General features: G+C 73.1%; 23 protein-coding genes. 10 read left to right on the top strand and 13 right to left on the bottom strand.

Annotated features, from left to right (window positions below):
* Positions 1 to 51 precede the first annotated feature (51 nt).
* On the bottom strand, positions 52 to 741 hold the full coding sequence (locus AB0F62_RS31005) for a response regulator transcription factor (RefSeq protein ID WP_361806660.1): 690 nt from the start codon (positions 739 to 741) through the stop codon (positions 52 to 54).
* A 190-nt stretch (positions 742 to 931) separates the two neighbouring features.
* Here AB0F62_RS31005 and AB0F62_RS31000 point away from each other — a divergent pair, with 190 nt between their 5' ends.
* Positions 932 to 1,816, top strand: a complete 885-nt coding sequence (locus tag AB0F62_RS31000) for a DUF3152 domain-containing protein (RefSeq protein ID WP_361806657.1) — start codon at positions 932 to 934, stop codon at positions 1,814 to 1,816.
* A gap of 18 nt (positions 1,817 to 1,834) precedes the next feature.
* Here AB0F62_RS31000 and AB0F62_RS30995 read toward each other — a convergent pair whose 3' ends face one another.
* The 5 genes from AB0F62_RS30995 to AB0F62_RS30975 all read right to left on the bottom strand — a co-directional run bounded on the left by AB0F62_RS30995 (position 1,835) and on the right by AB0F62_RS30975 (position 5,580).
* On the bottom strand, positions 1,835 to 2,311 hold the full coding sequence (locus AB0F62_RS30995) for a GNAT family N-acetyltransferase (protein WP_361806654.1): 477 nt from the start codon (positions 2,309 to 2,311) through the stop codon (positions 1,835 to 1,837).
* 257 nt (positions 2,312 to 2,568) lie between these two features.
* Complete coding sequence (locus tag AB0F62_RS30990; RefSeq protein ID WP_361806651.1) at positions 2,569 to 2,949, bottom strand: helix-turn-helix domain-containing protein; 381 nt, start codon at positions 2,947 to 2,949, stop codon at positions 2,569 to 2,571.
* Between the two features lie 218 nt (positions 2,950 to 3,167).
* On the bottom strand, positions 3,168 to 3,983 hold the full coding sequence (locus tag AB0F62_RS30985) for a hypothetical protein (RefSeq protein ID WP_361806648.1): 816 nt from the start codon (positions 3,981 to 3,983) through the stop codon (positions 3,168 to 3,170).
* Positions 3,961 to 4,494, bottom strand: coding sequence for a SigE family RNA polymerase sigma factor (locus AB0F62_RS30980; RefSeq protein WP_361806645.1), 534 nt, complete (start codon positions 4,492 to 4,494; stop codon positions 3,961 to 3,963). Before AB0F62_RS30980 ends, AB0F62_RS30985 begins: the two co-directional genes overlap by 23 nt.
* A gap of 534 nt (positions 4,495 to 5,028) precedes the next feature.
* On the bottom strand, positions 5,029 to 5,580 hold the full coding sequence (locus AB0F62_RS30975) for a YciI family protein (protein ID WP_361806741.1): 552 nt from the start codon (positions 5,578 to 5,580) through the stop codon (positions 5,029 to 5,031).
* Between the two features lie 414 nt (positions 5,581 to 5,994).
* Here AB0F62_RS30975 and AB0F62_RS30970 point away from each other — a divergent pair, with 414 nt between their 5' ends.
* Positions 5,995 to 6,678: a hemerythrin domain-containing protein gene (locus tag AB0F62_RS30970; RefSeq protein ID WP_361806642.1), complete on the top strand. Its 684-nt coding sequence runs from the start codon at positions 5,995 to 5,997 to the stop codon at positions 6,676 to 6,678.
* 445 nt (positions 6,679 to 7,123) lie between these two features.
* A complete protein-coding gene (locus tag AB0F62_RS30965) occupies positions 7,124 to 8,128 on the top strand; it encodes a helix-turn-helix domain-containing protein (RefSeq protein WP_361806638.1) in 1,005 nt (334 codons plus the stop codon).
* Here AB0F62_RS30965 and AB0F62_RS30960 read toward each other — a convergent pair whose 3' ends face one another.
* The 3 genes from AB0F62_RS30960 to AB0F62_RS30950 form a co-directional block, all read right to left on the bottom strand.
* The gene (locus AB0F62_RS30960) at positions 8,129 to 9,202 is read right to left on the bottom strand and encodes a PP2C family protein-serine/threonine phosphatase (RefSeq protein ID WP_361806635.1); all 1,074 of its coding nucleotides are present in this window, start codon (positions 9,200 to 9,202) and stop codon (positions 8,129 to 8,131) included.
* A 196-nt stretch (positions 9,203 to 9,398) separates the two neighbouring features.
* Entirely contained in the window at positions 9,399 to 12,191 is a 2,793-nt protein-coding gene (locus AB0F62_RS30955) for an AAA family ATPase (protein WP_361806632.1), read from the bottom strand.
* Positions 12,192 to 12,431: 240 nt separating this feature from the next.
* Positions 12,432 to 12,860 (bottom strand): MerR family transcriptional regulator, encoded by a 429-nt coding sequence (locus AB0F62_RS30950; protein WP_361806629.1) that lies wholly within the window; start codon positions 12,858 to 12,860, stop codon positions 12,432 to 12,434.
* Between the two features lie 181 nt (positions 12,861 to 13,041).
* Here AB0F62_RS30950 and AB0F62_RS30945 point away from each other — a divergent pair, with 181 nt between their 5' ends.
* Positions 13,042 to 13,998, top strand: a complete 957-nt coding sequence (locus AB0F62_RS30945; RefSeq protein ID WP_361806626.1) for an oxidoreductase — start codon at positions 13,042 to 13,044, stop codon at positions 13,996 to 13,998.
* A 24-nt stretch (positions 13,999 to 14,022) separates the two neighbouring features.
* Here the strand turns inward: AB0F62_RS30945 and AB0F62_RS30940 are convergent, their stop codons facing one another.
* Entirely contained in the window at positions 14,023 to 14,337 is a 315-nt protein-coding gene (locus AB0F62_RS30940) for a hypothetical protein (RefSeq protein WP_361806623.1), read from the bottom strand.
* Positions 14,338 to 14,801: 464 nt separating this feature from the next.
* On the opposite strand from AB0F62_RS30940, the gene AB0F62_RS30935 reads away from it, so the two are divergent.
* Positions 14,802 to 15,593: an alpha/beta hydrolase gene (locus AB0F62_RS30935; RefSeq protein WP_361806620.1), complete on the top strand. Its 792-nt coding sequence runs from the start codon at positions 14,802 to 14,804 to the stop codon at positions 15,591 to 15,593.
* Positions 15,594 to 15,709: 116 nt separating this feature from the next.
* Here the strand turns inward: AB0F62_RS30935 and AB0F62_RS30930 are convergent, their stop codons facing one another.
* Together AB0F62_RS30930 and AB0F62_RS30925 are read right to left on the bottom strand one after the other, a co-directional pair.
* Positions 15,710 to 16,810 (bottom strand): PLP-dependent cysteine synthase family protein, encoded by a 1,101-nt coding sequence (locus AB0F62_RS30930; RefSeq protein WP_361806617.1) that lies wholly within the window; start codon positions 16,808 to 16,810, stop codon positions 15,710 to 15,712.
* A gap of 517 nt (positions 16,811 to 17,327) precedes the next feature.
* Positions 17,328 to 17,687, bottom strand: coding sequence for a metalloregulator ArsR/SmtB family transcription factor (locus AB0F62_RS30925; protein ID WP_361806614.1), 360 nt, complete (start codon positions 17,685 to 17,687; stop codon positions 17,328 to 17,330).
* A 62-nt stretch (positions 17,688 to 17,749) separates the two neighbouring features.
* Between AB0F62_RS30925 and AB0F62_RS30920 the strand changes: the two genes are divergently transcribed.
* The 3 genes from AB0F62_RS30920 (at position 17,750) to AB0F62_RS30910 (ending at position 23,640) form a co-directional block, all read left to right on the top strand.
* On the top strand, positions 17,750 to 18,898 hold the full coding sequence (locus tag AB0F62_RS30920) for a cation diffusion facilitator family transporter (RefSeq protein ID WP_361806611.1): 1,149 nt from the start codon (positions 17,750 to 17,752) through the stop codon (positions 18,896 to 18,898).
* A gap of 560 nt (positions 18,899 to 19,458) precedes the next feature.
* Positions 19,459 to 20,190: a hypothetical protein gene (locus AB0F62_RS30915; RefSeq protein ID WP_361806608.1), complete on the top strand. Its 732-nt coding sequence runs from the start codon at positions 19,459 to 19,461 to the stop codon at positions 20,188 to 20,190.
* Positions 20,191 to 21,105: 915 nt separating this feature from the next.
* Positions 21,106 to 23,640 carry an alkaline phosphatase D family protein gene (locus tag AB0F62_RS30910; protein ID WP_361806605.1) on the top strand — a complete coding sequence of 845 codons (2,535 nt, stop codon included), beginning with the start codon at positions 21,106 to 21,108 and terminating at the stop codon, positions 23,638 to 23,640.
* 56 nt (positions 23,641 to 23,696) lie between these two features.
* Here AB0F62_RS30910 and AB0F62_RS30905 read toward each other — a convergent pair whose 3' ends face one another.
* Positions 23,697 to 24,434: an SDR family NAD(P)-dependent oxidoreductase gene (locus AB0F62_RS30905; RefSeq protein ID WP_361806602.1), complete on the bottom strand. Its 738-nt coding sequence runs from the start codon at positions 24,432 to 24,434 to the stop codon at positions 23,697 to 23,699.
* Between the two features lie 171 nt (positions 24,435 to 24,605).
* Between AB0F62_RS30905 and AB0F62_RS30900 the strand changes: the two genes are divergently transcribed.
* On the top strand, positions 24,606 to 25,247 hold the full coding sequence (locus AB0F62_RS30900) for a helix-turn-helix domain-containing protein (protein ID WP_361806599.1): 642 nt from the start codon (positions 24,606 to 24,608) through the stop codon (positions 25,245 to 25,247).
* Positions 25,248 to 25,719: 472 nt separating this feature from the next.
* Positions 25,720 to 26,472, top strand: a complete 753-nt coding sequence (locus AB0F62_RS30895; RefSeq protein WP_361806596.1) for an SDR family oxidoreductase — start codon at positions 25,720 to 25,722, stop codon at positions 26,470 to 26,472.
* Positions 26,473 to 26,572: the final 100 nt, after the last annotated feature.

Raw genomic sequence — 26,572 nt, 5'->3', positions numbered from 1 at the left:
CGGCCTCGGGGGCCTGTGCGGCCTCGGGCGCCTGCGCGGCTCTCAGGCCGCTCACGGGGAACCGAAGCGGTAGCCGAAGCCGCGTACGGTCTGGATGTACCGGGAAGCCCCGCCCAGCTCGCCGAGTTTGCCGCGCAATCGCTTCACGCAGGCGTCCACGAGCCGTATGTCGCCGTAGTAGCTGTGCTCCCAGACCGCTTCCAGGAGTTGCTGGCGGCTGAACACCTGCCCTGGCGACGCCGACAGCGTCAGCAGCAGCCGGAGTTCGGAGGGTGCGAGGGCGACGGGTTCGCCGCGGTGTGTCACCACGAGCCCGGCCCGGTCGATGACCAGCTCGCCGTGCGACTCCGCGCGGGGGCGGACGGCGTCGGAGACCGACGCGTCCTGCCGGCGCAGCACGGCCCGTATGCGGGCGTCCAGCACCCGGGCCTGCACGGGCTTGACCACGTAGTCGTCCGCACCGGCCTCCAGCCCCACGACGATGTCGATGTCGTCCCCCTTGGCGGTCACCATGATGATCGGCACCTGGTCGCGGTCCCTGATCCGCCGGCAGACGTCGAGCCCGGACATCCCGGGCAGCATCAGATCGAGCACGATGACGTCCGGACGGAAGGGGCGGAGCTGTTCCAGTCCCTCTTCACCGGTTTCGGCGGCGAAGACGTCATGCCCCTGGTGGCGCAGTCCCAGCTGGACGGCCTTACGGACATCTGGGTCGTCTTCGACAATCAGGACTCGTGGCACTTCGACAGTCTAAACAGATCACGTTCGTCCACCTGTGCGAGAAGGAGCTCCCCGAGGAGCTGTTACAGAAGGGTCACAAGGGCGAGCCGCCCGGTGGACGGCCCCGCGGGACCGGCCGGCGGGCACTCGTTACCGCTTCGTGATGATTCGAACTCATGGCCATCATCTGGAATGACCAGGTTGGGCTGCCATGCAATCGGCACGACAGCGAAAACCCGCACCGCCCACCGGCAACGCCGCGGCCTCCCACCGCCGGCGCCGGTCCTCGCACCGCCGGCGCCGTCCGCGCCGCCGGGGCCGGAACCTGCTGGTCGCCACGCTGGCGGCCGCGGGCCTGCTCGGCTCCGCGGCGTTCTTCCTGGGCGGCGGACGGAGCGACGCGTCGAGCGATGAACCGCAGCCGAGGAAAGTGGCGCACGCCACCCCCACACCCAGCCGGACGCCGACGCCCACGCCCACGCCGACTCCGACGCCCACCCCGACGCCCACCAAGATCGACGTCCCCTCGACGGGCGACGGCACGTTCGTCACCGCGCGTGCCGGCGGCGCGAAGGTCGGCCGCGGTCCGCGTCCGCTCCGCTACGTGGTGAAGGTGGAGACCGGCCTCGACATCTCCCCCGGCCAGGCGGCGCGGGAGATCGCCGCCATACTCGGCGCCCCCCGGGGCTGGACCCACAACCCGGCCTACGCGTTCCAGTTGGTGAGCGCGGGGGAGCCGCACGACCTCACGGTGAGCATCGCGACACCAGGGACGGCGGACGCCCTGTGCTGGGCGGGCATCCACCAGAACACCCGAGGCGAGTACAACTGCGAGATTCCCGGCGGGGTGGTGGTGAACCTCAAGCGCTGGGTCGAGGGCTCGCCCACGTTCGGCGGTCCGATCCACGACTACCGGGCGCTGATCATCAACCACGAGATGGGACACTTCCTCGACTACACGCACATGACGTGCGCGGGCCCCGGGCGCCTGGCCCCCGTGATGATGCAGCAGATCAAGGGGCTGCGCGGCTGCGTCGCGAACGCCTGGCCCTACGACAGGAACGGTGACTTCGTCTCGGGGCCGCACGTGCCGTGAACCGGCCGTGGTCTCCCGTCACGCACTCCCCGCGGGCAGGGCGAGCCGCAGGACGATCTCGCCGTCGTCGATCTCCCCGGTGGGCTCGAACCCGAACTTCCGGTAGAAGGGCCACGGTTCGCCGTCGCCGGGCTCGTAGCTGGTCAGCAGCTCGGTGGCGCCGTCGGCGCGGACCACGGCGACGATCTCCGTGAGCACCTCACGGCCGATCCCGCGCTTCTGATACCGCTTGTCGACGAGCAGGCGCCAGAGGAAGTGCCGCCCTTGGTAGAGACCGGCCGGCGGCCGCCACGACAGCATCACAAAGCCGACCGGCTCGTCGCCCCGGTACACGGCGCGATACCAGGGGTTGGCCTCCGGGCTCTTCGCCGCGTCCTTCAGCGATCTCTTCACGGAGGCGACGAACTGCTTCTGGTCGCGTCGGACGCGCAGAGCACGGACGGCATCCCGGTTGTCGTCGGTGATCTCCCGCAGGTGGACGCCCGGGGACGTCATGGCACACCCCTTCCTGCCATCCGGCGCCACACCGTCCGGGGCGCGGTGAACGGCCGCCACCGGGCGGCACTCCCCTGTGCGTGCGCGTCACCAAGCGTGCCAGCTCGGGGATCTTCGCGACGTACGCGACACAGCGATCGCGAGCGGAACCGGTGCTCCGGGCGGTGACCGCGTGCGAGGCGGCGCCCGGCGGGACACACGGGCCACCGGCGCGGTGCCGGCCGGACATCGCACCGACCGGGGTCGCGGCCCGCCCGCTATCCGGCGCGGCGCACGGAGCGCCGGGCGCTCCAGTGCACCAGCGGCTGCAGGGCGGCCAACAGCGCCTGTCCGTCGGGGGCGAGCGCGTAGCGGATCTGCACCGGGGTGCTGGGGATGACGGAACGCTCGATGAGTCCTTCGGCCTCGAGCTCCTTCAGCCGCTGGGCGAGCAGCCGGTCGGAGATGCCGGCGATGACGGCGCGGTACTCACCGAAGCGGCGCGCGCCGTGGGCCGCGGCGAAGAGGATCGATCCCGTCCAGCGGCGTCCGACGAGTTCGAGGGCGCCCTGGAAGCTCGGGCAGGAGTCGTCGTGGACCGAGGCGCGCTCCAGGCGCAACGGCTGGGGGCTGTTCGTCTCTCCGGATCGGGTGCTCACCCGTCGGAGCGTAGCCCGGGCCGACCGCCCCGGTGGGCCTCCTGCCTGGTAACGCCATTACCAGGCACAGCCCGCTCCGGAAGCCGGTCCCCCGGGGCGTAGGGGCGCTGTACGCGGCACGGCTCGTTCAGCACTCCGGCCTCGGACGGCTCCGCGGCGCCGCGGAGCCGTACCCGCGGCGGACGGCGACGTCGACACCCGGCGGCGGCGGACCGCTCCTACCGGAACTCCGCCGTCGCGAGGGCCTTGGTGATCACGGCCATGGTGTTCTCCGTCGGCTCGCGGAGGCAGACGTCGACCCGGAGCATCAGGGGCCGGTCCTTCTTCGTGGGAATGCCGCCGAACGTTTGCAGTTCGACGTCGCCCTTGAGGATCCGGCAGCCCTTGCCGGCCTTCATCTCGACGGTGCCGTCGAATCCGGCTTCACCGTCGGTCTTCGTGGTCATCGTCTTGTGCACGTAGATCAGAGCCGAGTCCTTGCGCAGCTCGGTGACCGGCGGGCAGGCCGAGTAGCCCGTGTCGGCGGCGGCGTCGCACGACTTGTAGGTGTGCATCGGCTGCGGCGAGAGGAAGCCGATCATCATCGCGTCGGGGTCCAGGCCGGTGAAACCCGTCCAGCCGCGGGGCAGCCGCAGCGTCAGGCCGTACATGTCCTTGAGGTGGACCGTGGTGGCCCCGTCGGCGGCCCGGGTGGGCGACGGGCCGCCGGATCCGGACGCCTCCGGGGACGGGACCGTGGGCGCCGCGGCGGGCGGCACGGATGCCTCCCGGTGCGGATCGCCGGCTCCCGGCACGAACACGCCGCCCAGCGTGAGCAGCGCGGCGCCGACGACGGCCGCCGTGCCCGCCGTCGCCGCGGCGAGCCGGCGCTTGCGGCGCCGCTGGACCCGCCGCCTGATCTGGGACATCCGGTCGGCGGGGGCGGGCATCTGCGGCACGGCGCGCTCCAGGAGGACCCCGAGCTCGCGCTCCGCCTCCGTGTCCTCGTCCTCCGGCCGGTACCCACCGCCGTCACGCACAGGTACGTTCCCCATGTCGGTCACCCCCTTCCACCAGGCTCGGCACCGCCGCCAGCTCCGTACGCAGCATGCCCAGTGCCTTGGCCGCCTGGCTCTTGACCGTACCGGGGCGGCAGCCCAGTACGTGGGCGGTCTCCTCGACGCTCAGATCCTCGAAGTAGCGCAGCACGACCACGGCACGCTGCCGAGGTGGCAGCCGCCGTACCAGGGCCGCCAGCGACTGCTCCAGGTCGACGGAGGCGAACGGGTCGCCGGCCGCCGCCACGACCGGGACGTCGCCGTGCGGCACCTCGCCCCGCCAGCGCCGCCTCCACCACGACGCGTGCGTGTTGACCAGGGCCTTGCGCACGTACGCCTCGGGGTTCTCGCCGGCTATCGAGCGCCATCGCGGCCACACCTTCGCCAGTGTCGTCTGGAGCAGGTCCTCCGCCAGGTGCGCGTCTCCCGTCAGCAGCCAGGCGACTCTGAGCAGCCTCGGCCCGCGCGCGGTGACGAACTCCTCGAAGTCCGGTGCCGCGTCCCTCAACGTGCTGTCCTCGCCATCGCGTCCCTGTCCCTGCTTCCGCCTTCACATCCGCCTCAACCGGGTGGGGCGCCTGTTCGGTTGCCCCGGGGACGAAATCCGTTCCGTTCCGCTGTGCCATCGCACCGCCCTCGGGCGGTCGCGCGCGTCTCCCGGCGCGTGTCCGGGCCGGATGCCGACGCATCGTATCCCGATTTGTGGCGTCATCATCCGGCGTTGACGCAGTTCAGAGCGTGATCGACGTCTCGTCGGCGGATCCGCCCGATGCGCGCTCCGGGTTGCCCCGGGTCCCGCCGGGCGCCGCCCCGCCCTGACCCGGGCGGGTGCGGTGGGGCTACGGGGCGGCCGGGGCGGTTGTTCGATGGGCCCGGGAGGCGGCCGCCCACGCCGACAGGGCGGTCCAAGGGCTCGACCCGGTCCCCTGACCCGGGGCCCGAGGGCCCGCGGGCCGGCGACCGAGCGACCGGGAACAGCGCGCATACGCGCCCGGCACGCCCGGGCCTCAGTTGTCACCCGCGGCGCGGGCGCACCCTCGGCTCACGACTGCCGGCCGCCGAACTGCCACCGGTGGACCTCGACATCGGCATACGCGCCCGCGGTCAGGACGGCGCGGGCCGAGTCCTGGTCCGGCGCCCGGACGAGCGCCGCCGTACCGAGCCACAGGCTCCCGTCGTCGGACAGCAACGGGCCGTACGCGACCAGCTCGTCCCGGCCGGGCGGCACGACCAGGTCGGCACTCTGCCCCATGCCGAGGCCGAGCACCAGAAAGCGGTCGCCACCGGTACGGCCACCCGGGAAATCCCACATGGTGCGCCCCAGAAGGTTGCGCCACCGGCGCAACAGCACGTCCCGGTACACGCCCGCCTGATGGCCGGGCTCGTCGAAGGCGAACGCGCGGGCGGCCGCGGGATCCGGCAGGTCGACGATGTGCACACTGCCGGTGGGCTCGCCGCTGCCAGGGGCGAGGGTGGGACCCCGGGCGATCATCTCCTTCTCGTACCGGTCCATGTAGGACCAGTGGTCTTCCAGCAACTCCTGGCGCAGCGCCAACGAGCCCGGCCGATCGCGGTGGTAGCAGAAGAACTCCATGGCCGTACTCTCCACCACCACGCGCGGTGGTGGGCCCGCATCCGCCCTCACCGGGCGGCGGACCGGACCCCCGGTGCGAAGTTCGCGCGGGCCCGGGCTCTGCCGAGAGCGCCTGACCGGACGGGCCCGCGGCGGCGGGAGCGTCAGACGACCCAAGGGGCGGTCTCGACTCAGGGGCATGTGACGCATGCGGCGGCCACGGCACCGCCGGCACAGTGGCCATAGCGGGAGCGACGGCGCATCCGCGTTCGCCCCTGCCCCCGAAACCCGCGCGCGTTCCGCGCGAACGAGGGGCGTCCCAGGCACCGCCGGCGACGCTTCCGCATGCCGCCGGGTGTCTGCCCGCGCAGGGGCGTGCCCGACACCGGCCGCGTCCTCGTTCGCGATGCGAGGCGGCCACAGAAGGAAGAGACAATGGCTCCACTCGTCGATGAACCCATGGCCGACACACGCGACATGTTCCTGGCGCACACCGCGCTGCGCCGGGAGTTCCGGCTGCTCCCCGAGCTCATCCGCGGCGTCGCACCGGGCGACACGCGGCGCGCGGAGGTCGTCGGTGCCCACGCCGCGATGCTGTGCCGCGTCCTCCACAACCACCACGAGGGCGAGGACCTGCTGCTCTGGCCCAAGCTCGTCGAGCGCGCCGGCGCGGAGGCGGCGGCCATCGTGCCGAGGATGGAGCAGCACCACCACGCCATCGACGAGGCTCACACGGAGGCGACCGGACTGCTCGGAGCATGGCGCTCCACCGGGCAGGGCGGCGAGGAGCTCGCCGAGGCGTTCGAGCGGCTGCTGACCGTGCTCCTGGAGCACATGGCGGCGGAGGAGCGCGAGATCCTTCCGCTGGCCGAGGCACACGTCACCGCGGCGGAATGGCACCGACTCGGCGAGCACGGGATGGAGGCCACGCCGAAGCAGGACCTGCCGCTCGTCTTCGGGATGGCGATGTACGAGGGCGATCCGGAGGTCGTCAAGGCGGTCCTGGCCACGGCCCCGCTGCCCGTCCGGCTGATCGTCCCCGTTCTGGGCCGCCGCCGGTACGCCTCCCACGCCCGCCAGGTCCACGGAACGACCACGCCCCCGCGCGTCGGCCGCTGAGCCCTGCCCCCGGTCGCCCGGCCCCCGATCACCCGGCCGCCCCGCCGCCCGGTCTCCACCGACCTGCCGAGGCGGGCGGCCGGCCCCCCGGGGGTGCCACCGGGGCCCACCGAGACGCCGGGCCGCGCGACCGCGCCGTCACCGAATTCGGCGACTCGATCCCCGATTGGCGCACGTTTCCCGCTGTGACATTTCCCCCGATATTCAATTCGCGCGCATTTCACCGAATGTGACGCGCATCCCAATGCGACGATTTCATGTTTGCGGGTTTCCCCGGCAATGTCTGCGGGGATGCCGCAGTCCCCGCCGGCCGGACCCGCGGCGGCCTCGCCCGGATCCTACGGTGGCCGCGAAAGGGGTTCCCCGTATGGGCCGCACGCGGCCGGACGCGCCGCGACGCGGGCCCCGGGGACCCGGGAAACTCCTCCCAGTTCGCGAGGCCATCGTGATCGAAGCATTCTGCACAGACACCCTGCCGCCCGCCGACAGGACCGAGCTCTGGCGGGACGCCGTACGAAAGGCGTTCACCCGGCTCGAGATCCGCGCCCGGGAGAAGGACGAGCTCCGCGGGGCGATACGACACGCCTGCGTTGCCGGCGTCCCGGTCGGCGACCTCGAGGCCGGCCCGCAGCAGCTGGCGCGGACCGCGCCGCTCATCGCCGCGGACGGCGACGATGCGCTGATCCTGAGCCTGCAGCGCACCGGGGAAAGCATCGCGGCGCAGGACGGCCGGGTGACACCGGTCGCCGTCGGCGAACTCGTCATCCTCGACACCCGCAGGCCCTACGTCCTGGACTTCCCCGGCCCGGTGCGGCAGCACGTGGCCGCGGTCCCGCGCCGGATGCTGGACCTCCCCGACTCGCTGCTGCGCCAGGCCACCGGCCGGACCTACTCCACCGGCCACGGGGTCGGCGGGATCCTCGCGTCATATGTGAACGGACTCGTGACGGTGACGGACCAGTGCGTCTGCGTTCCGGACTCGAAGCTGTTCCTCCGGCAGGGGATCGTCGACGTGCTGACGGCCCTGGTCGCCCTCGAGGGCGATACGGGGGAGCAGGGCGCGGTCGAACGGGCCCTGCTGCAGCACGTGCGCGCGTACATCCGGGACAACCTGGACGATCCCGCCCTCACCCCGGCCTCGATCGCCGCCGCTCACCACATCTCCGTCCGCTACCTGTACCAGGTCTTCCAGAGCGAGCCCATGACCATCGGCCGGTGGATCCAGCGCCTCAGGCTGGAGGCCTGCCGCAGGGATCTCGTACGCCCGGAGTTCACAGGACTGACGGTCGCCGCGATCGCGCACCGCTGGGGCTTCGCCAGCCACGCGCACTTCAGCCGCACCTTCCGGTCGGTCTACGGGCTGTCGCCCGCGGAGTGGCGGCAGGCGGGGGTCCTGCAGGCGGTCCCCCGGCAGGCCACCGGCCTCCTCCACCGGCAGCCTGACAGATGATCAGCCCCGCCGCAGCGGCCCCGTGTCCCCGTGCCGGGTGTTCCCGGCCGGCCGGGGCAGCGCGGCGGCGGCCGGCTCCTCCACTCGGGTCAGCGCGACCATCGCGAGGTCGTCCTGCGGGAGCGCCCCGGCGTGGGCGACGAGGTCCCGGAGGATCTCGCCGAGCGCGTCCGGCAGCCCTTCGTGGTGGGGCGCGCCCTGCCGGATCCACCGCCACGCCGTCGCGCGCTCCAGCAGCGGATAGCAGCGCCCGGCGGCGTCGCGGGCCTCGACGAGCCCATCGGTGTAGAGCAACAGAGCGTCGCCGGGGGCCAGTTCGAAGCGCTCCTCGATGACGCCGCAGCCCCGCAGGGCGCGCAGCCCCAGTGGCGGTGACGGGCGGCCCGGTACCAGGGCGACGGTCCCGCTGCGGGCCCGCACCGGCGGCGGATGGCCGTGGTTGACGATGCGGGCGAGCCGTTCGCCGTCCCGCACCTCCAGCAGGAGCGCCGTCACGAAGCGTTCGTCCTTGTCGCATTCCGTCTCGTCGGTCTCGGCGACGTGGCGCAGGAAACTCTCCTCCAGTCGCGCGGACAGCTCGGCCAGCCCGGCGGCACGCGGGGCCCACTCACGAAAGGCCCCGAGCACCGCCGCGACGTCCCCGAACGTGGGCAGGCCCTTGCCGCAGACGTCTCCGATGATCAGGCGGGTCGCCCCGCCCGTCCGCGCCACCGCGTACAGGTCCCCGCCGACCTGCCCGCGGCCGCCGCAGGCACGGTAGACGGAGGCGAGCCCCAGTGCGCCGATGCGCCCGGGCAGCGGCCGCAGCAGGACCCGCCGCACGGTGTCCGACACGGCACACGCCCGTGCCGCCCGGTGGCGGTAGCGGTCCTTCACCCGCCCCAGCACCACCGCCACGACCCCCGCCGTGACCAGCGGCGCCAGACCGCACGCCAGACTCGGATGGGAGTACAGCGGCAGGGTCACGCAGACCGCGCAGACCAGCAGGATCCACGCCAGACCGCCCGCGAAGGCCAGGTACCGCAAGGGCTGCCCGTCGTCCGATCCCTCCTCGAACTGTTCGATCTCCGTCATCGGCGTCACTTCCTCAGGATCGTGCGCGGGGCCGGGCGCCGACGGATCCGCGAGCGGTCCCGGACCCGCGCAGTGGGGTCCCACTCGTGATGGGACACCTCGACCGTAGGCAGCGGCCCCGCCGCGCTCCTTGCCCCGTCGTGCACGGCCCCTTGCCCGACCCTGCAGTCCCCGGGTCGGTGCGGCCGGCGCCGCGCTAGCGCTCGCCCCTGCTCATCAGGGCGTCGCGGAGCGCCGCCCGTGAGGTGATGCCGAGTTTGGGGAAGACCCTGCCCAGGTGGCCCCCCACGGTGCGGGGGGACAGGTAGAGCCGCCCGGCGATCTGTTTGTTGGTGAGACCCGAGGCCGCGAGTCGGGCGATCTCGGCCTCCTGCGGAGTGAGGCTGACGGATCCCGGCCCGTCGGCGCGTCTGACCATCCAACCGGTCGCCTGGAGGGTGCGCATCGCCCGGTCCGCCCACGGCCGGGCACCGAGTTCCTCGAAGGCGGTCAGCGCTTCGGACAGCGACGCCCGGGCGTCGGTGGTCGATCGCGCCTTGCGCAGGCGCTCGCCGTAGGCCAGGGCCACGCGTGCCCGGTCGAACGGCCACTGCCGGACGCCGGGGTGCGACAGGGCTCGCTCGAACAGGCCGATCGCCTCCTCGTCCGCTTCGGCGGCCATCGCGGCGGAGGCGTCGGCGAACATGGCCCTGCGCGGGGAGAGCGCCTCGATGCCGGCGTGCCGGGCGGCGGCCACATGGGCGGCCGCCTCCGCGTGCCGCCGGGTCCGTACGGCCGCCTCCACCACGTCCAGGACCACCAGCAGCGCCACGGGGGTGTAGGGGGCCAGCTCACCGGCCGGGCTGATGGCCACCGCGTGCCGGTAGGCGCCCTCGAAGTCGCCCTCGGCCTGCGCGACCAGCACCCGGATGTGATCCGCCAGGGTCACCAGATGGCGCGCGCCGCGGGACGTCCCCCAGGAGGCCATCGCCTCCGCCGCCGCCACGGCGGTGCCGCTCTCGCCGCGCGCCGCCGCGACGACGGCCTTGTAGTAGAGGAAGTACCAGGACACGGCCTCGAAGGCGAGCTCCTTGCACAGGCGCAGACCCTCGTCGGCCAGTTCCGTCGTGTCGTCCCACCGGCCCGCGAGGAACGCGTCCGTGCACAGCAGCGGGAGGGTGACGATCCGCCTGCGCCCCTGGGGCGGGATGCGCCGGACGGCGTCGCGCACTCCGGAGAACCGGTCGGCGGCGATGCTCGCGGTGCCGATCCGGGTGATCCGCGACGGCGCCGTCTCCTGCGGCAGGTCCGCGATCAGTTCGTCGAGGTCGCCCAGCACCGCCACGGCGGTGCGCGCGGGATCGCCCTGGGTGGCGACGTTCACCGCCAGCAGGCGCGGCGCGTCGGATCCGAGCCGGTCGAGGAACCGGTGGAGGGGCGTCCACAACTCCTCCCGGCCGCCCAGGCAGCACAGCAGCAACAGCAGGTGCAGGGCCTCGTTCAGGGCCGGGTCGCAGGCCTCGTAGCGGTGGTCGCAGCTTTCGAGTGCGCCGAGGAGCACCCGGTGGGCCGTGTCGATGTGCCCCTCGCCGTTGAGCATCCGGTGGACCGCGACAGCCGCCGAGTAGAGGGAGGCCCGGTCGTCTGAGCCGAAGCGCCGGGCGTCGTCGAGAAGCCGGGAGGCCACGGTGAGTTCACCCGAGGCGTCCGCCCGTACGTAGGCGGCAGCGGACAGCCGGCGGGCACGGTCGGCCGCGCCGGGACTCAGGTGGGCGGCCTTGGTGAGCGACCGGATCGCCGCCATGGCGTCGCCGCGCCGCAGGACCCGGTGGGCGGTGCCCTCCAGCAACGCCGCGACGTCCTCGTCCTGTTCCACGCACGCCTCCCCCAGGTGCCACGCGCGCTGCTCGGGCCGCTCGTGCAGCACCTCGGCGAGTTCGCGGTGCACGGCGCGGCGCTCCGAGGCGGTGGACGCCTCGATCACCGCGGCGCGGAGCAAGGGGTGCCGGAAGCTCAACCGGTGGTCGAGCTCCTCGAACCGCACGAGTCCGTCGCGCTCGGCGGGCTCGATGTCCGCCAGATCGGCCCCGGCACCGAGCCGTTGTGCGGCTGATCGCAGGACGCCCAGGTCCCCCGTCCCCTCCAGCGCGGACACCAGCAGCAGCCGGCGCGTGGCCGCGGGCAGGCCCGCCACTTGCGAGCCGAACACCTCGCGGAGGCGCGGGCTGAGCGGCAGCACGGCGGGCAGCCGCTCCGCACCGGCACGCTGCGGACCGCTCAGGACGGCCGGCAGGTCGACCAGGGCCAGCGGATTGCCCTGCGCCGCGGCGATGACGCAGTCCACGACGGACACCGCGAGGTCCGGATGGCACGAGCCGACCAGGACCCGGGACGCCTCCTCGTCCAACGGCGGCACCTCGTGTTCGGTGCGTACGCCGTCCTCGACGTGGCCACGGCACCCCCTGGGGGCCGCGGCCAGGAACCTGATGCGGCTTCCCCGCAGCCGGCGTGCCGCGAAACCCAGCACGGCGGCGCTCGCCGGGTCCAACCGCTGGAGGTCGTCGACGATCAGCAGAATCGGCGTGGCGGCGGCCGCGCGGCGGAGCAGTGCCAGCGCGGCGTTGGAGACGAGGAACCGCTCGGGCGGCGCTCCGGTGCCGAAGCCCAGCGCCACGCGCAACGCCTCGCGGTGCGCGTCTTCCAGCGTCTGCGGATCGCTCTCCTCCCAGAGCGGGAGCAGCAGCTGGTTGAGTCCCGCGTACGCCACGTCGCTCTCGGACTCCGCACCCGCCGCGCGCAGCACCCTGGCACCCGCCGCGGACCCCCTGCGGGCGAGCTCGTTCAGCAGCGCCGTCTTGCCCACACCGGGCTCACCCGACAGCAGCACCGCGCCCGCGGCGTCACCCGCGCCGAGCAGACCCTCGACCCGGTCCACGTCCGCCGCGCGGCCGACCAGCCCCCGGGGGCTGCCGTCGCCGACGTCGTCGGCCGTGTACACCGAGATGTGCATCGGGATCTTCTTGCTCTCTGCGTGAGGTGGCGCTCGGCCGGAAAATTGTCACATGGCACGGAAAGCACGCCCGGGCGGACCAGGGGTGATATCCACCTCACGGCGGTCGGACACCGCGTCACGGCGGAACGAATTCACTTGCGATTTCCCTTGTGGATACGCCTCGGATCCCTTTCCTTCACCTCGATTTCCCGTGGCGTTCCGCGGATTCGTCCGGCGTACGGTTTCGGCTCGCCTCCGTCACCGCAGGACCGGGCGGGCGGCTCCCTCGGCGGCCGCGGATGTGGCGGGCGCGGCGGGCGCGGCGTCATCACAGGCGCGCAGGAACGTCTCGATCGCCTGCCGGTTGCGCTGCAGCACGTCGATGCGGCGTTCGATGCTGCCGAGTTGACGCCGCAGGCCGTCCAGATCCGCTGCCGCGGGGCACTCCCGGGGCTCCCTCTTCTCCTCCTCCGCGGCGTCGAGGCAGGGCAGGACCTCCCGGATCATCGCCGTCGTCAGACCGGCTTCGAGGAGTTCACGAATCTGCAGCACCCGGTCGACGGCGGGCTCGCCGTACGTGCGGTATCCGTTGCCGCTCCGGAACGGGTGCAGGATGCCGACCTCTTCGTAGTAGCGCAGCAGCCGCGGTGCGACACCCGTCTTCGCGGCCAGGTCCCCGATCTTCACATCGCTCTCCGTAACCAGACGTCCGTGCGGACGGCGCGCGGCTCACCGCCGCACCGGCCGGCGACCTCACCGACGGCCGCTTGACCTTCACACTAATGGAAAGGTTTAGCGTCTTCCACGGCCCCAGACCCGCAGGAGCGGGTTGATCGAGACCATGCCGACAGGAATGTGAGATCACGAGATGACGACGGGTTCCAGGGGGAACGCAAGCCGGCCGGGCGGTGGCGGATGGACCGCGGACCGGATGGGCGAACAGCACGGCCGCACGTTCGTCGTGACGGGTGCGACCAGCGGTCTCGGCCTGGTGACGGCGCGCGAGCTCGCGGCGCACGGCGGTCGGGTGCTGCTCGCTGTCCGCGACGCGGCACGGGGAGAGGCGGTGGCCTCCTCACTGCGCAGGGCGTATCACGGGGCGGAGGTGGAGGTGCGTCGGGTCGATCTGCTGGACGCGGACTCGATCCGCCGCGCGGCGGAGGAGATCGGCGCGGAGGATTCCGTCGACGTACTGGTCAACAACGCGGGCATCTCCATGGTCGAGCACGCCGTGACCGCCCAGGGCGCGGAGCGCCATCTGGCCGCGAACCACCTCGGCCACTTCGCGCTCACGGCGCTGCTGGAACCGGCGCTGCGCCGGTCGGAGGCGCCGCGGGTGGTCACCGTGACCTCGTACATGCACGAGAAGGGCGAACTCGACCTGGACGACGTCGCGTGGTCGCGGAAGTACACGCCTCTCGCCGCCTACTCGGCCTCGAAGCTGGCCAACGCGGTCTTCGGCGTGGAGCTCGCCCGCCGCGAGCGGTCCTCGTCGTCGCCGATCACCAGCGTCCTGGCGCACCCGGGCTACAGCAACACGCCGATGCAGAGCAAGGGCACCGGGATCACGGGCGTCGCGATGCGCGTCTCCGGCAGGCTCTTCGCGCAGAGTCCGGAGCGGGGAGCGCTGCCCCAGCTCTTCGCGGCGACCGAGCCCGGTCTCGCCGGCGGCTCGTACATCGGGCCTGACGGCCGGGGCGGACGATCCGGGTATCCCGCACTCGTGGAGCTGTCGGCGGCGGCCCGGGATCCCGAGCTCGGCCGTCGTCTGTGGGAACGGTCGCAGCAGCTGACCGGCGTCCGCTGGCACACCGCGGGCGTCTGACCGCACCGCGGGCGGACGAGGCGGTCAGCGATCCGGCAGCCACCGGCTGAGGGCGTCGATCAGCCGGTCCAGCGCGGGCTCCCTGTGCGAGCGGTCCGTCATGACCGTGCGACCGTCGAACGTCAGCGTGTACTGGAACATGTCCTTCGCGCTCATGTCCATCGTGAAGTCGGCGACTTCGTCCAGCGCCGGGTCGCCGAGCAGCGTGCGCACCTTCAGGAACTGGGCGGCACCGATGCGACGCACGACCGGCCGGCCCTTCTCGCCGGTGTAGACCGTGCCGTCACCCCGGAGGATCAGCTGCCGGTGGACGCCCGCGAAGCCACCGCTGACCGTCATGATCACCAGCTTGTGGTCCGGTCCGCGCACGGGTACCGGCGACGGCCCGCGGCCGGCCGACGCGGAGGCGGATGCCGAGGCGGGGGCCGAAGCCGAGGCGGAGGCGGAAGCCGAGGCGGAGGCCGAGGGAAGACCGGAGGGCGAGCCGGACGGCGCGGGCGCGGCGGACTCGCTCGGGGTGGCCGCCACGCCGTACGACGGTGCCGCCGAATCGCCACCTTCGCTGAACGTACAGCCCGCCAACGCCAGCACCGCAGCCGCCGCCACGACCTCCGCCCGTATGACCCCGCGCCTGCCGCCCACCGCGCCCCCCGCCGGTCGATCGCCTCAACTGAGGCCTGGATACCACGGAACCGCGACGTCCGGCCCCGCCCGGCGCACTCGCACCGCCGTGCGGCGAAGAGGAGGATGCCGCGCCCCCATATGCACTGGCACGAGCGCAGCCCCCCTGCGAAGATCCACGGATGCTCACTCTCGCCGATGATCTCGGGCACCTCTCCTATGTCGTCGCCGGCGACGGACCACCCGTCGTACTCGTGCATGCCGGCGTCGCCGACCACCGCATGTGGGACGCGGTCGTGCCCGAGCTGGCACGACGGCACACCGTCATCCGGTACGACCTGCGCGGCTTCGGTGAATCCGCGCCACCGACCGGGCCGTTCAGTGAGACCGACGATCTGGAGCGTCTGCTGGACCATCTCGGCCACGAGCGCGTCGGGCTCGTCGGCGCGTCCTGGGGAGGCCGCGTCGCGGTGGACTTCGCTCTCACCCACCCCGGCCGGGTGCACTCCCTGGCACTGCTCGCCCCGCCATGGCCGGGATACCACTGGTCCGCGGCGATGGTCGCTTACGACGAGGCGGAAACGGCGGCCCTGGCCTCGGGCGACCTGGACGCCGCCACCCGCATCAACCTGGACATGTGGCTGCGCGGGCCGGCTCGCGGATGGGAGGACGTCGCCGCCGGACTGGCCGACCGGCTCAGCGGCCCGGTACGGACGTCGCTGGTGAACCAGGACACCGTCGCGACGCACTCGCAGGGCACCGCGACCGGTGACATCGCGGCCCTCTCCGTCCCCACACTGGTCGGAATCGGCAAGCTGGACGTCGCCGACTTCCAGGACATCGCCCGGCGCTACGCCTCCGAGATCCCCGACGCCACCCTGGTCGAGTTCCCCACGGCGGCGCACCTCATCGCACTGGACGCACCCGCCGAACTCGCCGCGCTGCTCGGCCCGTTCCTCGCCCGCCGAAGCTGAGCCGGAGGGCGCCCAAGGCGCGCGCCGGCGGGGGCCGCGAGGAGCCTGCCGCTCCCGCGGTCCCCCACCGGCGCCGCTGCCGTGGCACCCCCCGGGGTGAGGTATCCGGGCCGACGTCACACCACTTCGGACGCGTCCACGGGGACGGCCGGAGGGGCGATCCGGGCCGTCAACGGAGCCGTCACCTTGCGGCAGCGGGTCCAGCGGACGACCTCCGCCTCGGTGGGTGAGCCGATCTCCGCTGGCTCAGCCGCGGGGACCACGCCGAGCAGCCCGTGATCCCGGCAGTAGTCGTCGTCGTAGACGGTGGAGAGGTAGCGGTGCGGACCGTCCGGGAAGACGGCCACGACACGCGCGTCCGCGGGGTGGGTGCGGGCGGCCCATCCGGCGACGAGGGCGACGGCACCGACGCTCCAGCCTCCCGACGCGTAGTGGGAGCGGGCCAGCGCGCGGCAGGTGTGGACGGCCTCGCCGGGGGCGACCCAGTGCACCTCCGCGAACTGGTCGTAGGCCACGTTGCGGGAGTGGACGCTGCTGCCGAGGCCCGTCATCAGCCGGGGCCGGACGGGCTGGCCGAACGTGCTCGAACCGACGGCGTCCACTCCGATGACGTGCAGGTCGGGGTTGCCGGCGCGCAGGGCGCGGCTGACGCCCGCGGAGTGACCGCCGGTGCCGACGCAGGTGACCAGGACGTCGATCCGCCCGAGTTGCCCGACGAGTTCCGCGGCCAGAGGCGTGTAGGCGTCCGCGGCGTCGGGGTTGTCGTAGGGGTCGGGGCACCACGCCCCGGGTTCGGCCGCGAGGAGTTCGGCCACGCGACGGCGCCGGGCCTCCTGCCAGCCCTCGTGGGGATGGGCGTCGCGGACGACGTCGAGGCGGGCGCCGCGTGCGCGCAGCAGGCGCTTGGTGTCCCGCTCGACGTCCGGGTCGGTCACGAGCGTGACGGGATGGCCGAAGACCTGTGCGGCGAGCAGCAGTCCGAGGCCGAAGGCGCCACTGGTGGACGCGACGATCGTCGCGCCGGACAGGAGATCGCCGCGCTCGCGGGCGCGCCCGACCATGTGGAGGGCGGGGCGGTCCTTGATGCCGCCGGGGTTGGCGCCCTCCAGCTTCGCCCAGAATCCGCGGTCGGGGGCGGTGACGGGGTGGGAGATCCGCAGCAGGGGCGTGTTGCCGACCGCGGAGGCGAGATCGCGGCCGATGGTGGGGTCGTTCATGGCGTCTGCTTTCTGGAATCGGGAAGAGTGCCGTGCGCGGCTCACCGGCCCGGGTGCGGGCGGGCGGGGGTGAGGGACCGTCAGCCGGTCCGGGCGGCGGTCCTCTAGATGCGCCAGAGGCAGAGAACGGACTGCGCCGCGGAGGCTATGCGCGCGTCGGGGGCGGGGTCGCTCCGCAGCGCGCGGCGCGCGCCCGGCATCGGACCGGGCACCGGTCCGGCGGCCCCGGTCTGCGCGGGGCCGGCTCCGTGCTCGCGCGGTCCGGTGCGCGATCCCGGCAGCTCGGAGCTTCCCGGGGAGCAGTCCTCGCCAGGATGGTGGGGCGCGAGGGGATGCGGCCTCTCCTCCGCGCCCGTCAGGTGCACATGTGCGGTGAGGCCTCTGTGGACGTGCGCGGATGAGCCGGCCACGGTGAAGAGGAATGCGGCCAGCAGCGCAGCGAGGAACGTCGGGCACGTTCCGCGGTGGCGGCCTCGCACACGGCGCACATTACGCCATGAAACATGCCGGAACGGCCTCAGCCGTGCGGTGGTTTGCCGCTCGGATGGTGATCCGCGAGGTTGAGCACCTCGTCGACGAGCCTGCGCAGGTGCCCGTCGGAGAGTCCGTAGATCACCCGGCGACCCTCCTTGCGCGAGGAGACCAGCCCGGCGAGCCGGAGTTTGGCCAGGTGCTGGCTGACGGCGGGGCGTGCGGCGCCGACCCTCGCGGTCAGGGTGGAGACGTCCGCCTCGCCGGCGCTCAGCGTGTGCAGCACGGCGAGGCGGGTGCGGTCCGCCAGCAGGCTCAGGATCTCGGCCCCGCGGGCGTACGGCTCGGTGCCCGGTTCTCGCGGATGCGCACCATGCGCAGGTGACACGTGCATGCGTGCGTTCATGTGCACATAATGAAGGGAAGGCTCATCCCCTGTCCACCCACGACTCCCCGGAAGGCGGTCCGATGAACGGCCGGCAGACGCACCCCCAGCGCGACCACGGCCATGGGCGCGGACACGGGCACACCCACGAGCACGGCCACGCCGAAGGTCACGAGCACGAGCACGGCCACGCCGAAGGCCACGAGCACGAGCACGGCCACGCCGAAGGCCACGGCCCCCGGAACCGGGCGGGCCTGCGCCACCGGCTGGGGCACCTGCTGCGCCCGCACTCGCACGAGTCCGCCGACAAGGTGGACCGGGCCATGGAGTCCTCGGCCGAGGGCATGCGGGCCCTGTGGATCTCGCTGGCCGTTCTCGGCGTCACCGCGATCGCCCAGGCCGCGGTCGTCGCCCTGTCCGGCTCGGTCGCCCTCCTGGGCGACACCGTGCACAACGCGGCCGACGCCCTCACCGCGCTCCCGCTCGGCGTCGCGTTCCTCCTCGGGCGGCGGGCCGCCACGCGGCGCTTCACCTACGGCTACGGCCGGGCCGAGGACCTCGCCGGGATCGCCATCGTCCTGACCATCACCGCGTCGGCGGGCTTCGCCGCCTGGACCGCCGTGGACCGGCTCCTGCATCCGCAGGACGTCGGCTATCTGCCCGCCGTGGCGGTCGCGGCGGTCGTCGGATTCGTCGGCAACGAAGGGGTGGCCCGCTACCGCATCCGCGTCGGGCGGAGGATCGGCTCGGCCGCGCTCGTCGCCGACGGCCTCCACGCCCGCACCGACGGCTTCACTTCCCTGGCCGTCCTGCTCGGCGCCGCGGGCGCCGCGCTGGGCTGGCGGACGGCCGACCCGATCGTGGGCCTCGCGATCACCGCGGCCATGCTGCTGGTACTCCGTGACGCCGCGCGCGAGGTCTTCCGCCGCGTCATGGACGCCGTCGACCCGGCACTCGTCGACGACGCCGAGCGCGCCCTGCGCGATGTGCCGGGGGTCCGGGAGGTGAGCGAGCTGCGCCTGCGGTGGATCGGGCACCGGCTGCGCGCCGAGGTCGCCGTGGTCGTCGACGGGGACCTCACCGTACGCCAGGCCCATCGTGTCGCCGTCGCGGCCGAGCACGCCCTGCTGCACGCGGTGCCCCGGTTGACCGCGGCCCTGGTGCACGCCGATCCGGCCCCCGTCCCGGGCATGGCCGACCCGCACGCGGAACTCGCCCACCACGCCGCGTGAGTGCGGCCGCGTGCCACGTCCTCGGCGCGTCCGGAGCCCCGAGCGATCGACCGGCCGGGCCCGTCACCGCGTAACGGGCCCGGCCGCGCCGGGTCGGGAACCGACGCGGGCGGGGTCGGCGTGCCGTACACGCGCAGAAGACCACGGGCACCCGTGTCTCCCGCATCCTGGCCGAACTCGGCGCCTGCGGCCGCACCGAGGCGGCGGCCATGGCGCACCGCCACGGCCTCACGTCCGCTCCGTGACGAACGGCCAACGTCCGCGCCGCAGCGGGCAGCCGGGGCGAGGACCCCGCCGAGCAGGCCCCTGCGGAAGTCGTCGATCCCGCCTCAAGGCTCAACGGCGTCACCGGCCGGGGGCGGTCATCGGGCCGATCAATAGGAGCATATACTCGCAAGTGGAACGAGGCGCCTCGCGCACCGGCGACGACCCCGCGAGCCGGAGGACTTCACGGCCGACCGCTGCCGCACCTTACGAGCATATGCTCGCGGCCTTCATCGTCACGCCCCTCGGGAACGAGGAACGCGCAGCGCCAACGACCCGATCCAGAAAGGGAACCGATGACGAACCCACTCGCCCGCTACTTCCAGATCGTGGACTCCGCCGGCGGCGATCCGTCCGCACTCGACGACCTTCACGACCTCTTCGCGGAGAACATGCTACTGCTGCACTGCGGAGAGTTCGTCCAGGGCCGTGAGCGGGCCCTCGCCTTCCACCGGACGAAGGCGGGCAAGCGCAGGGAGATCAAGCATTCCTGGACCGCCTCGGCGGAATCCGGCGAGGCGGTCACCGCCCACTGGAGTGAGGCCGGGGTGGACCTGCACGGCAAGGAGTTCTCTGCGAGCGGCGACGCCGCGGTCGTCCTGGACGGGGACGGGCGGATCTCCCAGCTCAGCCTGACCCTGACCGACGCCTCGGACCGCGCCAGGCTGCTCACGGCCAGGCACCTGCAGGTCTGGATGATCCCGGATCCGGTCGCGCGCGCCAAGGCGATGGAGGGCATCTACACAGAGGACTTCGTCTTCATGGAGCCCGAGCCCGACAACGTCTTCGTCGGCCGCGACGCCCTCAACGACTACATCGGCGTCGTGCAGCAGAAGGCGCCGCCCGTGAGCATCGTGGTCGAGAGCCACCACAAGAACAGGGAATTCATCATGTTCCGCTGGGACGTGGAGTTCCCCGGCGACAAGACGTCCGTGGGCTGGGAGGTCCTTCACACCAGGGGGGACTTGCTGGAGAGGATCGTCATCTTCAGCCCCAACCACGAGGTCGTCACCGAGAACCTCCCGTAGGCGCCGTCGGGCCGGGTGGGATCCGGCTCCGCCGGCTCGTACCCGGCCCGTTCGCCTGTCGCGGCTGCGATGCCGCGGTGATCGACGTGAACGGCCTCGCGCCCTTCGGGCGCAAAAGACGCGGGCTGCGGACGGGAGGGTGGCGGCCTGGGGCGGGTCGGCAGAGCGCGGGCCGGTTCGTGGCGGGTGTTCAGGCGCCGGAGCGGGTTGCCTTGGGGGCGGCGCGGGTCTCGTTGCCGTCCGCGCGTATAGATGGCTGGTTGCCACGCCCACCCTCCGTGGGTGGCGCGCCCGCCGTAACCGGCGTCTGCGGGTGATTCCCCGGCAGGAAGCGGGCTCGGCGGGTGGTCTACCGAGATCGGGCTCTGTTTCGCCGACATAGTCGGTGAAAGCGGGCCCGATCTTCCCTGGCTTCAAGATCGGGCTCTGTTTCACCGACTATGTCGGCGAAAGCGAGCCCGATGTCCCGCCCACCCCTCAACAGCACCTCGAATCAGCCGCAGACGCCGGTCACGGCGGGCGCGCCCACCACCCAGCGAAGGCGTGGAAGCGGCCATCTCTACGCGCGGACGGAAACGAGACCCCCGCCACCGGAAGGGCACCCCGCTCCGGAGCCTGAACCCCAACCACGCACCCACCCGCACACGCCGGACGAGAGTCGCCCCCACCCTCCCCTCCGCAGCCCGCCGCTGTGCGACCGAAGGGAGCGAGACGGCGGGACAGCCGAACCACCCACCCACCCACCCATCCACCACCCACCCAACTCAACCTGCGGCGGCAGGCGAACCGGACCGTGGAGGCCGGGAACCCACCGGTGCCGTGAGGACGGGGCCGGGCGTGTCGCCATGAGGTGGACACCCTGCGTTCCCTGCGCCGACACCCCATCAGGTGCGCGGCCTTGCACGATCTTGGGGCGTGACTACCAGCTCCCCCTTGCGCACCCTCGACCGCCGCCGCTTCCTGGCCCTCGCGGGCGGCACCTTCGGCGTCATCGCCACGGGCCAGCTCACCGAGGCGCTCTCCGCGCGCGCCGCGGAACTGGACCCCGCTCCCTTCACGCTCGGCGTGGCCTCCGGCGACCCGGACCACCACAGTGTCGTCCTGTGGACGCGCCTGGCCCCCGACCCCCTCGACGCGGAGACCGGCGGCATGCCGGCGACGCCGGTCGAGGTGCGGTGGGAAGTGGCACGCGACGAGTCCTTCCGGCACGTCGTCGCGAGCGGGGCGGTGACCGCGCTGCCCGAGTCCGCGCACACCGTGCACGTCGTCGTCGACGACCTGGCCCCCGACCGCTGGTACTGGTACCGCTTCCGCCAGGACGGGACCGTCAGCCGCACCGGCCGCACCCGCACGATGCCCCCGCCGGGGGCGAAGGCCGACCGCCTGCGGTTCGCGTTCGTCTCCTGCCAGTCGTGGACGGGCGGCGCCTACCCCGCCTACCGCGACCTGGCCGAGCAGGAGCTGGACTTCGTCCTCCACCTCGGCGACTACATCTACGAGACGACGAACGGCAGCCTCACCGAGTTCCGCCGGCTGCACGCCCTTTACAAGACCTCACCCGAACTGCGCGCCGCCCACGCGCGCTTCCCGTTCTTCGTCACCTGGGACGACCACGAGGTCCAGAACAACTACGCGGCCGACGTGCCCGGCGGCACCGGCGACGGCCGCCCCTTCCTGGAGCGCCGGGCCAACGGCTACCAGGCCTACTACGAACACCTGCCGCTCCGTCCGGAGCAGCGTCCCACCGGCCCCGACGCCCAGATGTACCGTCAGGTGCGCTTCGGCCGGCTCGCCGAGTTCAGCGTGCTCGACACCCGCCAGTACCGCACCGACCAGGCCTACGGGGACGGACGCAAGGAGCCGGGCCCCGAGGTCTGGAACCCGGAACGCACGATGACCGGTCCCGCGCAGGAGAAGTGGCTGCTCGACAACCTGGACCGGTCGAAGGCCCGCTGGAACGTCATAGCCCAGCAGACCATCATGGCCGCCTTCGACTACGACCTCGGGCCGGGGAAGATCGTCAACCTCGACCAGTGGGACGGCTATGCCGGTGCCCGCGCCCGCATCCTCGACTTCGTCGCCGACCGCGACGTGACCAACCCCGTCGTGCTCAGCGGCGACTGGCACACCCATTGGGTCAACGATCTCAAGACGGACTTCGATGACCCGCGCTCCCCCGTCGTCGCCACCGAGTTCGTGGGCACGTCGATCTCCTCGGGAGCCGGCTGGGACGCGGATGTCCGGGCGGGTCTCGTCGCCAACCCGCATGTGAAGTTCTACAACGGCACCTACCGCGGCTATGTGATCTGCGACGTCACCCGCGACCGTTGGCGCGCCGACCTGCGCATCGTCCTCAAGGGCGACGACGCGGCCTCCCCGGCCTTCACCATCGCCGCCTTCGAGGTGCGGGACGGCAGGCCCGGGGCGCGTCGGATCGACGCCGGGGACGGGCTGGTCGGACGGATCACCGACCGGGTGACCGGCAAGCCCGTGGCCAACGTCCAGGTGACGGTCACCGCGGCGGACGGCACCCGGTTCGCCGCCGTCACCACCGACGCCACCGGCGAGTACCTCGCCTTCGCGCCGCCCGGACAGTACACGGTCGCCGTGGGCGGCGTCGGCTACGAACCGGAGGCCGCCACGGCCATCGTGCGCGCGGGTGCACAGACCCGGGGCGACGTGGCCCTGACGCGCGCCGCCGTACGGGCCGGCACCGGCCGACCGGTGCCCGGTCCGCAGGCGCAGGCGGCGGCCACGGACGTCACGCTGTCCAACTCCATGCTGTCGCTCGCCGTGTCGGCGGGCTCCCAGGACCCCCAACTGCCCGGGGTCACCCTGGGCAAGCCGCTGGACCTGGCGGCCGTCGGCCACCTCGACCAGCTGGACTGGATGAACCTGCCGTACGCGTCGACGGCCCGGCCGCGCGGAAGCAACGCATGGCAGCAGCTGACCGTGCGGTCGACCGCGCTGGAGGTGCTCTCCGCCGGCGGCCCGGTAGCCTCCGCGCGGGCCACCGGGGCGAGCACCCAGGTGCCGGACATCGAGGTGATCACGACCTTCGCCCTGCGCGACGCCGAGCCCTGGGTCACCGCCGAGAGCGTCTTCACCAACCGCGGCACCGAGGCCCGTACCTTCTGGCTGGGTGACGTCCTGGACCACGACGGCGCCGGCCAGCGCAGCGGCGTCGCGGGCCACGGCACCGTGACCGCCTCCGCGCCGGCCGACTTCACGCCGACCGCGCCATGGGTGGGCATGACCGGGTCGGACGGCCAGACCTACGGGCTCCTCTACGACGATCCGGGATTCACCGCCTACGCCTGCGGGATCTGGGTGATGACCCAGCGGGAGGTGACGCTCGACCCTGGCGCCGCCTTCGTCCTGAGGCGCAGGATCGCCGCCGTCGACAACGGGGGCGCGGCCGACCCGTTCGCGGTGCTCGCCGGCCTCTGATCCGGCGGGCCGACTGCGCCAGGCGGCCCCGGGCCGGGGCCGCCTGGCGTACCGCGTCAGCGGGTCTGGTCGGTCGGCCTGATCAGGATCTCGTTGACGGCGACGTGCTCGGGCTGGGCGAGCGCGTACAGCACGGCCTCCGCGATGTCCTGGGGCTGGAGCGTCCGCATGGACTCGGCCATGCTCTTCGCCATGGCCTGGATGGCCGGGTCGGTGATGTGCGTGGTCAACTCGGTCGCGACGAATCCGGGCTCGACGACGATGACCCGCACGCCCTGCGCGGTGACCTCCTGCCGCAACGCCTCCGAGAAGGCGGTGATGCCGAACTTGGTGGCCGCGTACACGGCGCTCGCCGCCGAGGCGGTGCGCCCCGAGGTCGAGGAGATCTGCACCACGGCACCCTTGTGCCGCAGCAGGTGCGGCAGGGCGGCGTGGACCGCGTACATCGATCCGAGCAGGTTGGTCTCGACCATGCGCGTCCACTCCGTGGTGTCCGCGCCCAGGATCTGGCCGCTGAGCATGACGCCCGCGTTGTTCACCAGGACGTCGAGGGCCCCGAAGCGCTCGACGGTCGCCGCGACCGCGTCGTTCACCGACTGGCGGTCGGTGACGTCCAACTCCAAGGCGAGGATCTCGCCGGGGGCGTCCTGGGCGAGGGACTTCAGCCGGTCGGCCCGCCGGGCGCCGACCGCGACCCGGGCGCCCGCCTTCGACAAGGCCAGCGCGGTGGCCTGGCCGATGCCCGAGGACGCGCCGGTGACGAGGACGACCTTCCCTTCCATGGTGTCGCTCACGTTTTCCTCCAAGAGTCCGTGTTGTGTCGTGCGAGTTCCGCCGGGCGCCCTGACAACGGCCGGCGGCCGGCGCGCCAGAAGGTGACCGCCGGGTCATGTTGAGCGTAACAGCTAATCTGACCGTCCGGTCATCTTGGTGGTAGGCTCCTGACGGGACGGGAGGAGGCACGCATGACCGAGAGGACGGCCGCTCCGGGCCAGCGGGCGGACATGGTGCGCAATCGCCGTCTGCTGCTCGAGGCCGCGACCGCGGCGTTCGCCGAGCAGGGGGTGGACGTGCCGATCGGTGAGATCGCCCAGCGTGCCGGCCTCGCCAAGGGCACGGTGTTCCGCCATTTCGCCTCCAAGGAGGACCTGCTCGCGGCGATCATGCTCCAGATGCTCGACCAGCTCATCCACAGCGCCGACCGTCTCGCCCAGGCCGACGACGCGGCAGCGGCGCTACGGGAGTTCATGGCCGACGGCGTCGAGGTGCTCGCCGCCGACCGCGCGTTCTGCGAAGTGATCGGCCGCCCCTCGCTGCAGCACGCCGGGGTACGGGACGCGATCAACCGCCTCTGCGTCGCCGCCGAGGCGCTCACGGCCCGGGCGCGCGAACAAGGCGCCGTCCGCGGTGACATCACGGGTACGGACGTCGTGCTGCTGCTCGGCGGAATCCACCAGACGGCGGCGCCCCTGCTGGCCGCGGAGCCGCAGGCCTGGCGCCGCTACCTCGAACTGGCCCTCGACGGGCTGCGCGTCACCGACGCCCGCCCGCTGCCGCATCGGCCGCCCGACCGCCTCGACCTGGCGGATCCCCCCGCTCTCGGCTGAGCCGCCCCACGGGTTCCGGCCGCGCCCACCGCGATCCCCACCGCACCCGCAGCGCCGGGTCGGGTCACGCCGGCGGCGGTCGGCCGCCGGCCGCGGTCCGAGCCGTCCGCTGGTGGCGGAAACCCGGGGGATATACGTTCGAGGAGGGACGCCCGGGGCTGCCGCGTCGCGGCGGGACCGCCCGTCCTCGGCCTTCCGCCCCTCCACCGGGGAGGTGCCCCATGGACGTCCCAGGGCCTGCCGCGTTCGCCGCCGATGCCCACCGCGGGCTCCGCGGCGGTTCGGTGCGGACGCTGCCCGGCACCGGAGCGGCCGGGGCGCACCGGGCGTTCACCGGCACCGTCGGCACCCTCCGCACCGTCGCCAGGCGGGCACGGACGGTTCCCGGCGGGCTGCCACGGCCCCGATCGTCCCGGACGGCCCGGCCCTCGCACACCGCCGCGGTACCGCTCACCGACGACCGGAGGTGCCGATGACGGGTGGCGACACGCACCACGACCGGCACGACCTCACCGGCCAGACCGTCGTCGTGATCGGTGCCGGCGCGGGCATCGGCCTGGACACGGCCCGGCGCGTACGCGCCGGCGGCGGCGAGGTCGTGCTGGCCGGCCGCAACCCCGAACGGCTGCGGCGCGCCGCGCTCGAACTCCGGCCGGTGAGCACCGCGGCCTTCGACGCCACCGACACCGACCGCCTCGAGCGGTTCTTCCGCGATCTGCCCGGCACCGTCGACCACGTGTTACTCACGGCCGGCGGCCCCTTCTACATGCCCCTGGCCGACATCGACGTCGCGGAGGCGAGCCGCCATTTCGGCGAGCGTCTGGCCATGCCCCTCGGGGTCGCCCTGCACAGCCGTGGCAGGGTCCGGCCCGGGGGCACCCTGCTGTTCATCGGCGGCACGGGCGCGCGACGACCCGGAGTCGGCCTGGCCGTCGCGACCGCGCTCACCGCGGCCCTGCCCGCCCTGACCGCCAACCTGGCGCTCGAACTCGCGCCGATCCGGGTGAACCTCATCGCCGCCGGCTTCGTCGACACGCCTCTGTCGGCCTCGCTCCTCGGCGACCGGCTCGAGGCCCGGCGCGAGGAACTGCGTGCCACGCTTCCCATCCGGCGGGTGGTGGGCCCGGAGGACGTCGCCGCCCTGGCGACGCACATCATGTGCAACGACGCGCTCACCGGCGGGACGTACGACATCGACGGCGGCCAGGGGCTCCTCCCGCACTGACCCGCCCTCATCGGTTCCACCGAGGCCACAACGCCCGTCATGCTGCCCGTCGAGGGCGCGCCGGACGCGATCACCGCGGACCTGGCGGACCGCGCGGCCC

Source organism: Streptomyces sp. NPDC026673, from assembly GCF_040638135.1.
GTDB lineage: Bacteria > Actinomycetota > Actinomycetes > Streptomycetales > Streptomycetaceae > Actinacidiphila.
Note: the sequence above shows the minus strand (reverse complement) of the source record. Positions and strands in the feature narration are given on the sequence as shown.

Coding starts and splice junctions, on each gene's coding strand:
- AB0F62_RS31000 (WP_361806657.1), top strand. CDS start 932: ATGCAATCGGCACGACAGCGAAAACCCGCACCGCCCACCGGCAACGCC.
- AB0F62_RS30995 (WP_361806654.1), bottom strand. CDS start 2,311: ATGACGTCCCCGGGCGTCCACCTGCGGGAGATCACCGACGACAACCGG.
- AB0F62_RS30985 (WP_361806648.1), bottom strand. CDS start 3,983: ATGGGGAACGTACCTGTGCGTGACGGCGGTGGGTACCGGCCGGAGGAC.
- AB0F62_RS30975 (WP_361806741.1), bottom strand. CDS start 5,580: ATGGAGTTCTTCTGCTACCACCGCGATCGGCCGGGCTCGTTGGCGCTG.
- AB0F62_RS30970 (WP_361806642.1), top strand. CDS start 5,995: ATGGCTCCACTCGTCGATGAACCCATGGCCGACACACGCGACATGTTC.
- AB0F62_RS30960 (WP_361806635.1), bottom strand. CDS start 9,202: ATGACGGAGATCGAACAGTTCGAGGAGGGATCGGACGACGGGCAGCCC.
- AB0F62_RS30955 (WP_361806632.1), bottom strand. CDS start 12,191: ATGCACATCTCGGTGTACACGGCCGACGACGTCGGCGACGGCAGCCCC.
- AB0F62_RS30945 (WP_361806626.1), top strand. CDS start 13,042: ATGACGACGGGTTCCAGGGGGAACGCAAGCCGGCCGGGCGGTGGCGGA.
- AB0F62_RS30940 (WP_361806623.1), bottom strand. CDS start 14,337: ATGACGGTCAGCGGTGGCTTCGCGGGCGTCCACCGGCAGCTGATCCTC.
- AB0F62_RS30935 (WP_361806620.1), top strand. CDS start 14,802: ATGCTCACTCTCGCCGATGATCTCGGGCACCTCTCCTATGTCGTCGCC.
- AB0F62_RS30930 (WP_361806617.1), bottom strand. CDS start 16,810: ATGAACGACCCCACCATCGGCCGCGATCTCGCCTCCGCGGTCGGCAAC.
- AB0F62_RS30925 (WP_361806614.1), bottom strand. CDS start 17,687: ATGAACGCACGCATGCACGTGTCACCTGCGCATGGTGCGCATCCGCGA.
- AB0F62_RS30920 (WP_361806611.1), top strand. CDS start 17,750: ATGAACGGCCGGCAGACGCACCCCCAGCGCGACCACGGCCATGGGCGC.
- AB0F62_RS30915 (WP_361806608.1), top strand. CDS start 19,459: ATGACGAACCCACTCGCCCGCTACTTCCAGATCGTGGACTCCGCCGGC.
- AB0F62_RS30900 (WP_361806599.1), top strand. CDS start 24,606: ATGACCGAGAGGACGGCCGCTCCGGGCCAGCGGGCGGACATGGTGCGC.
- AB0F62_RS30895 (WP_361806596.1), top strand. CDS start 25,720: ATGACGGGTGGCGACACGCACCACGACCGGCACGACCTCACCGGCCAG.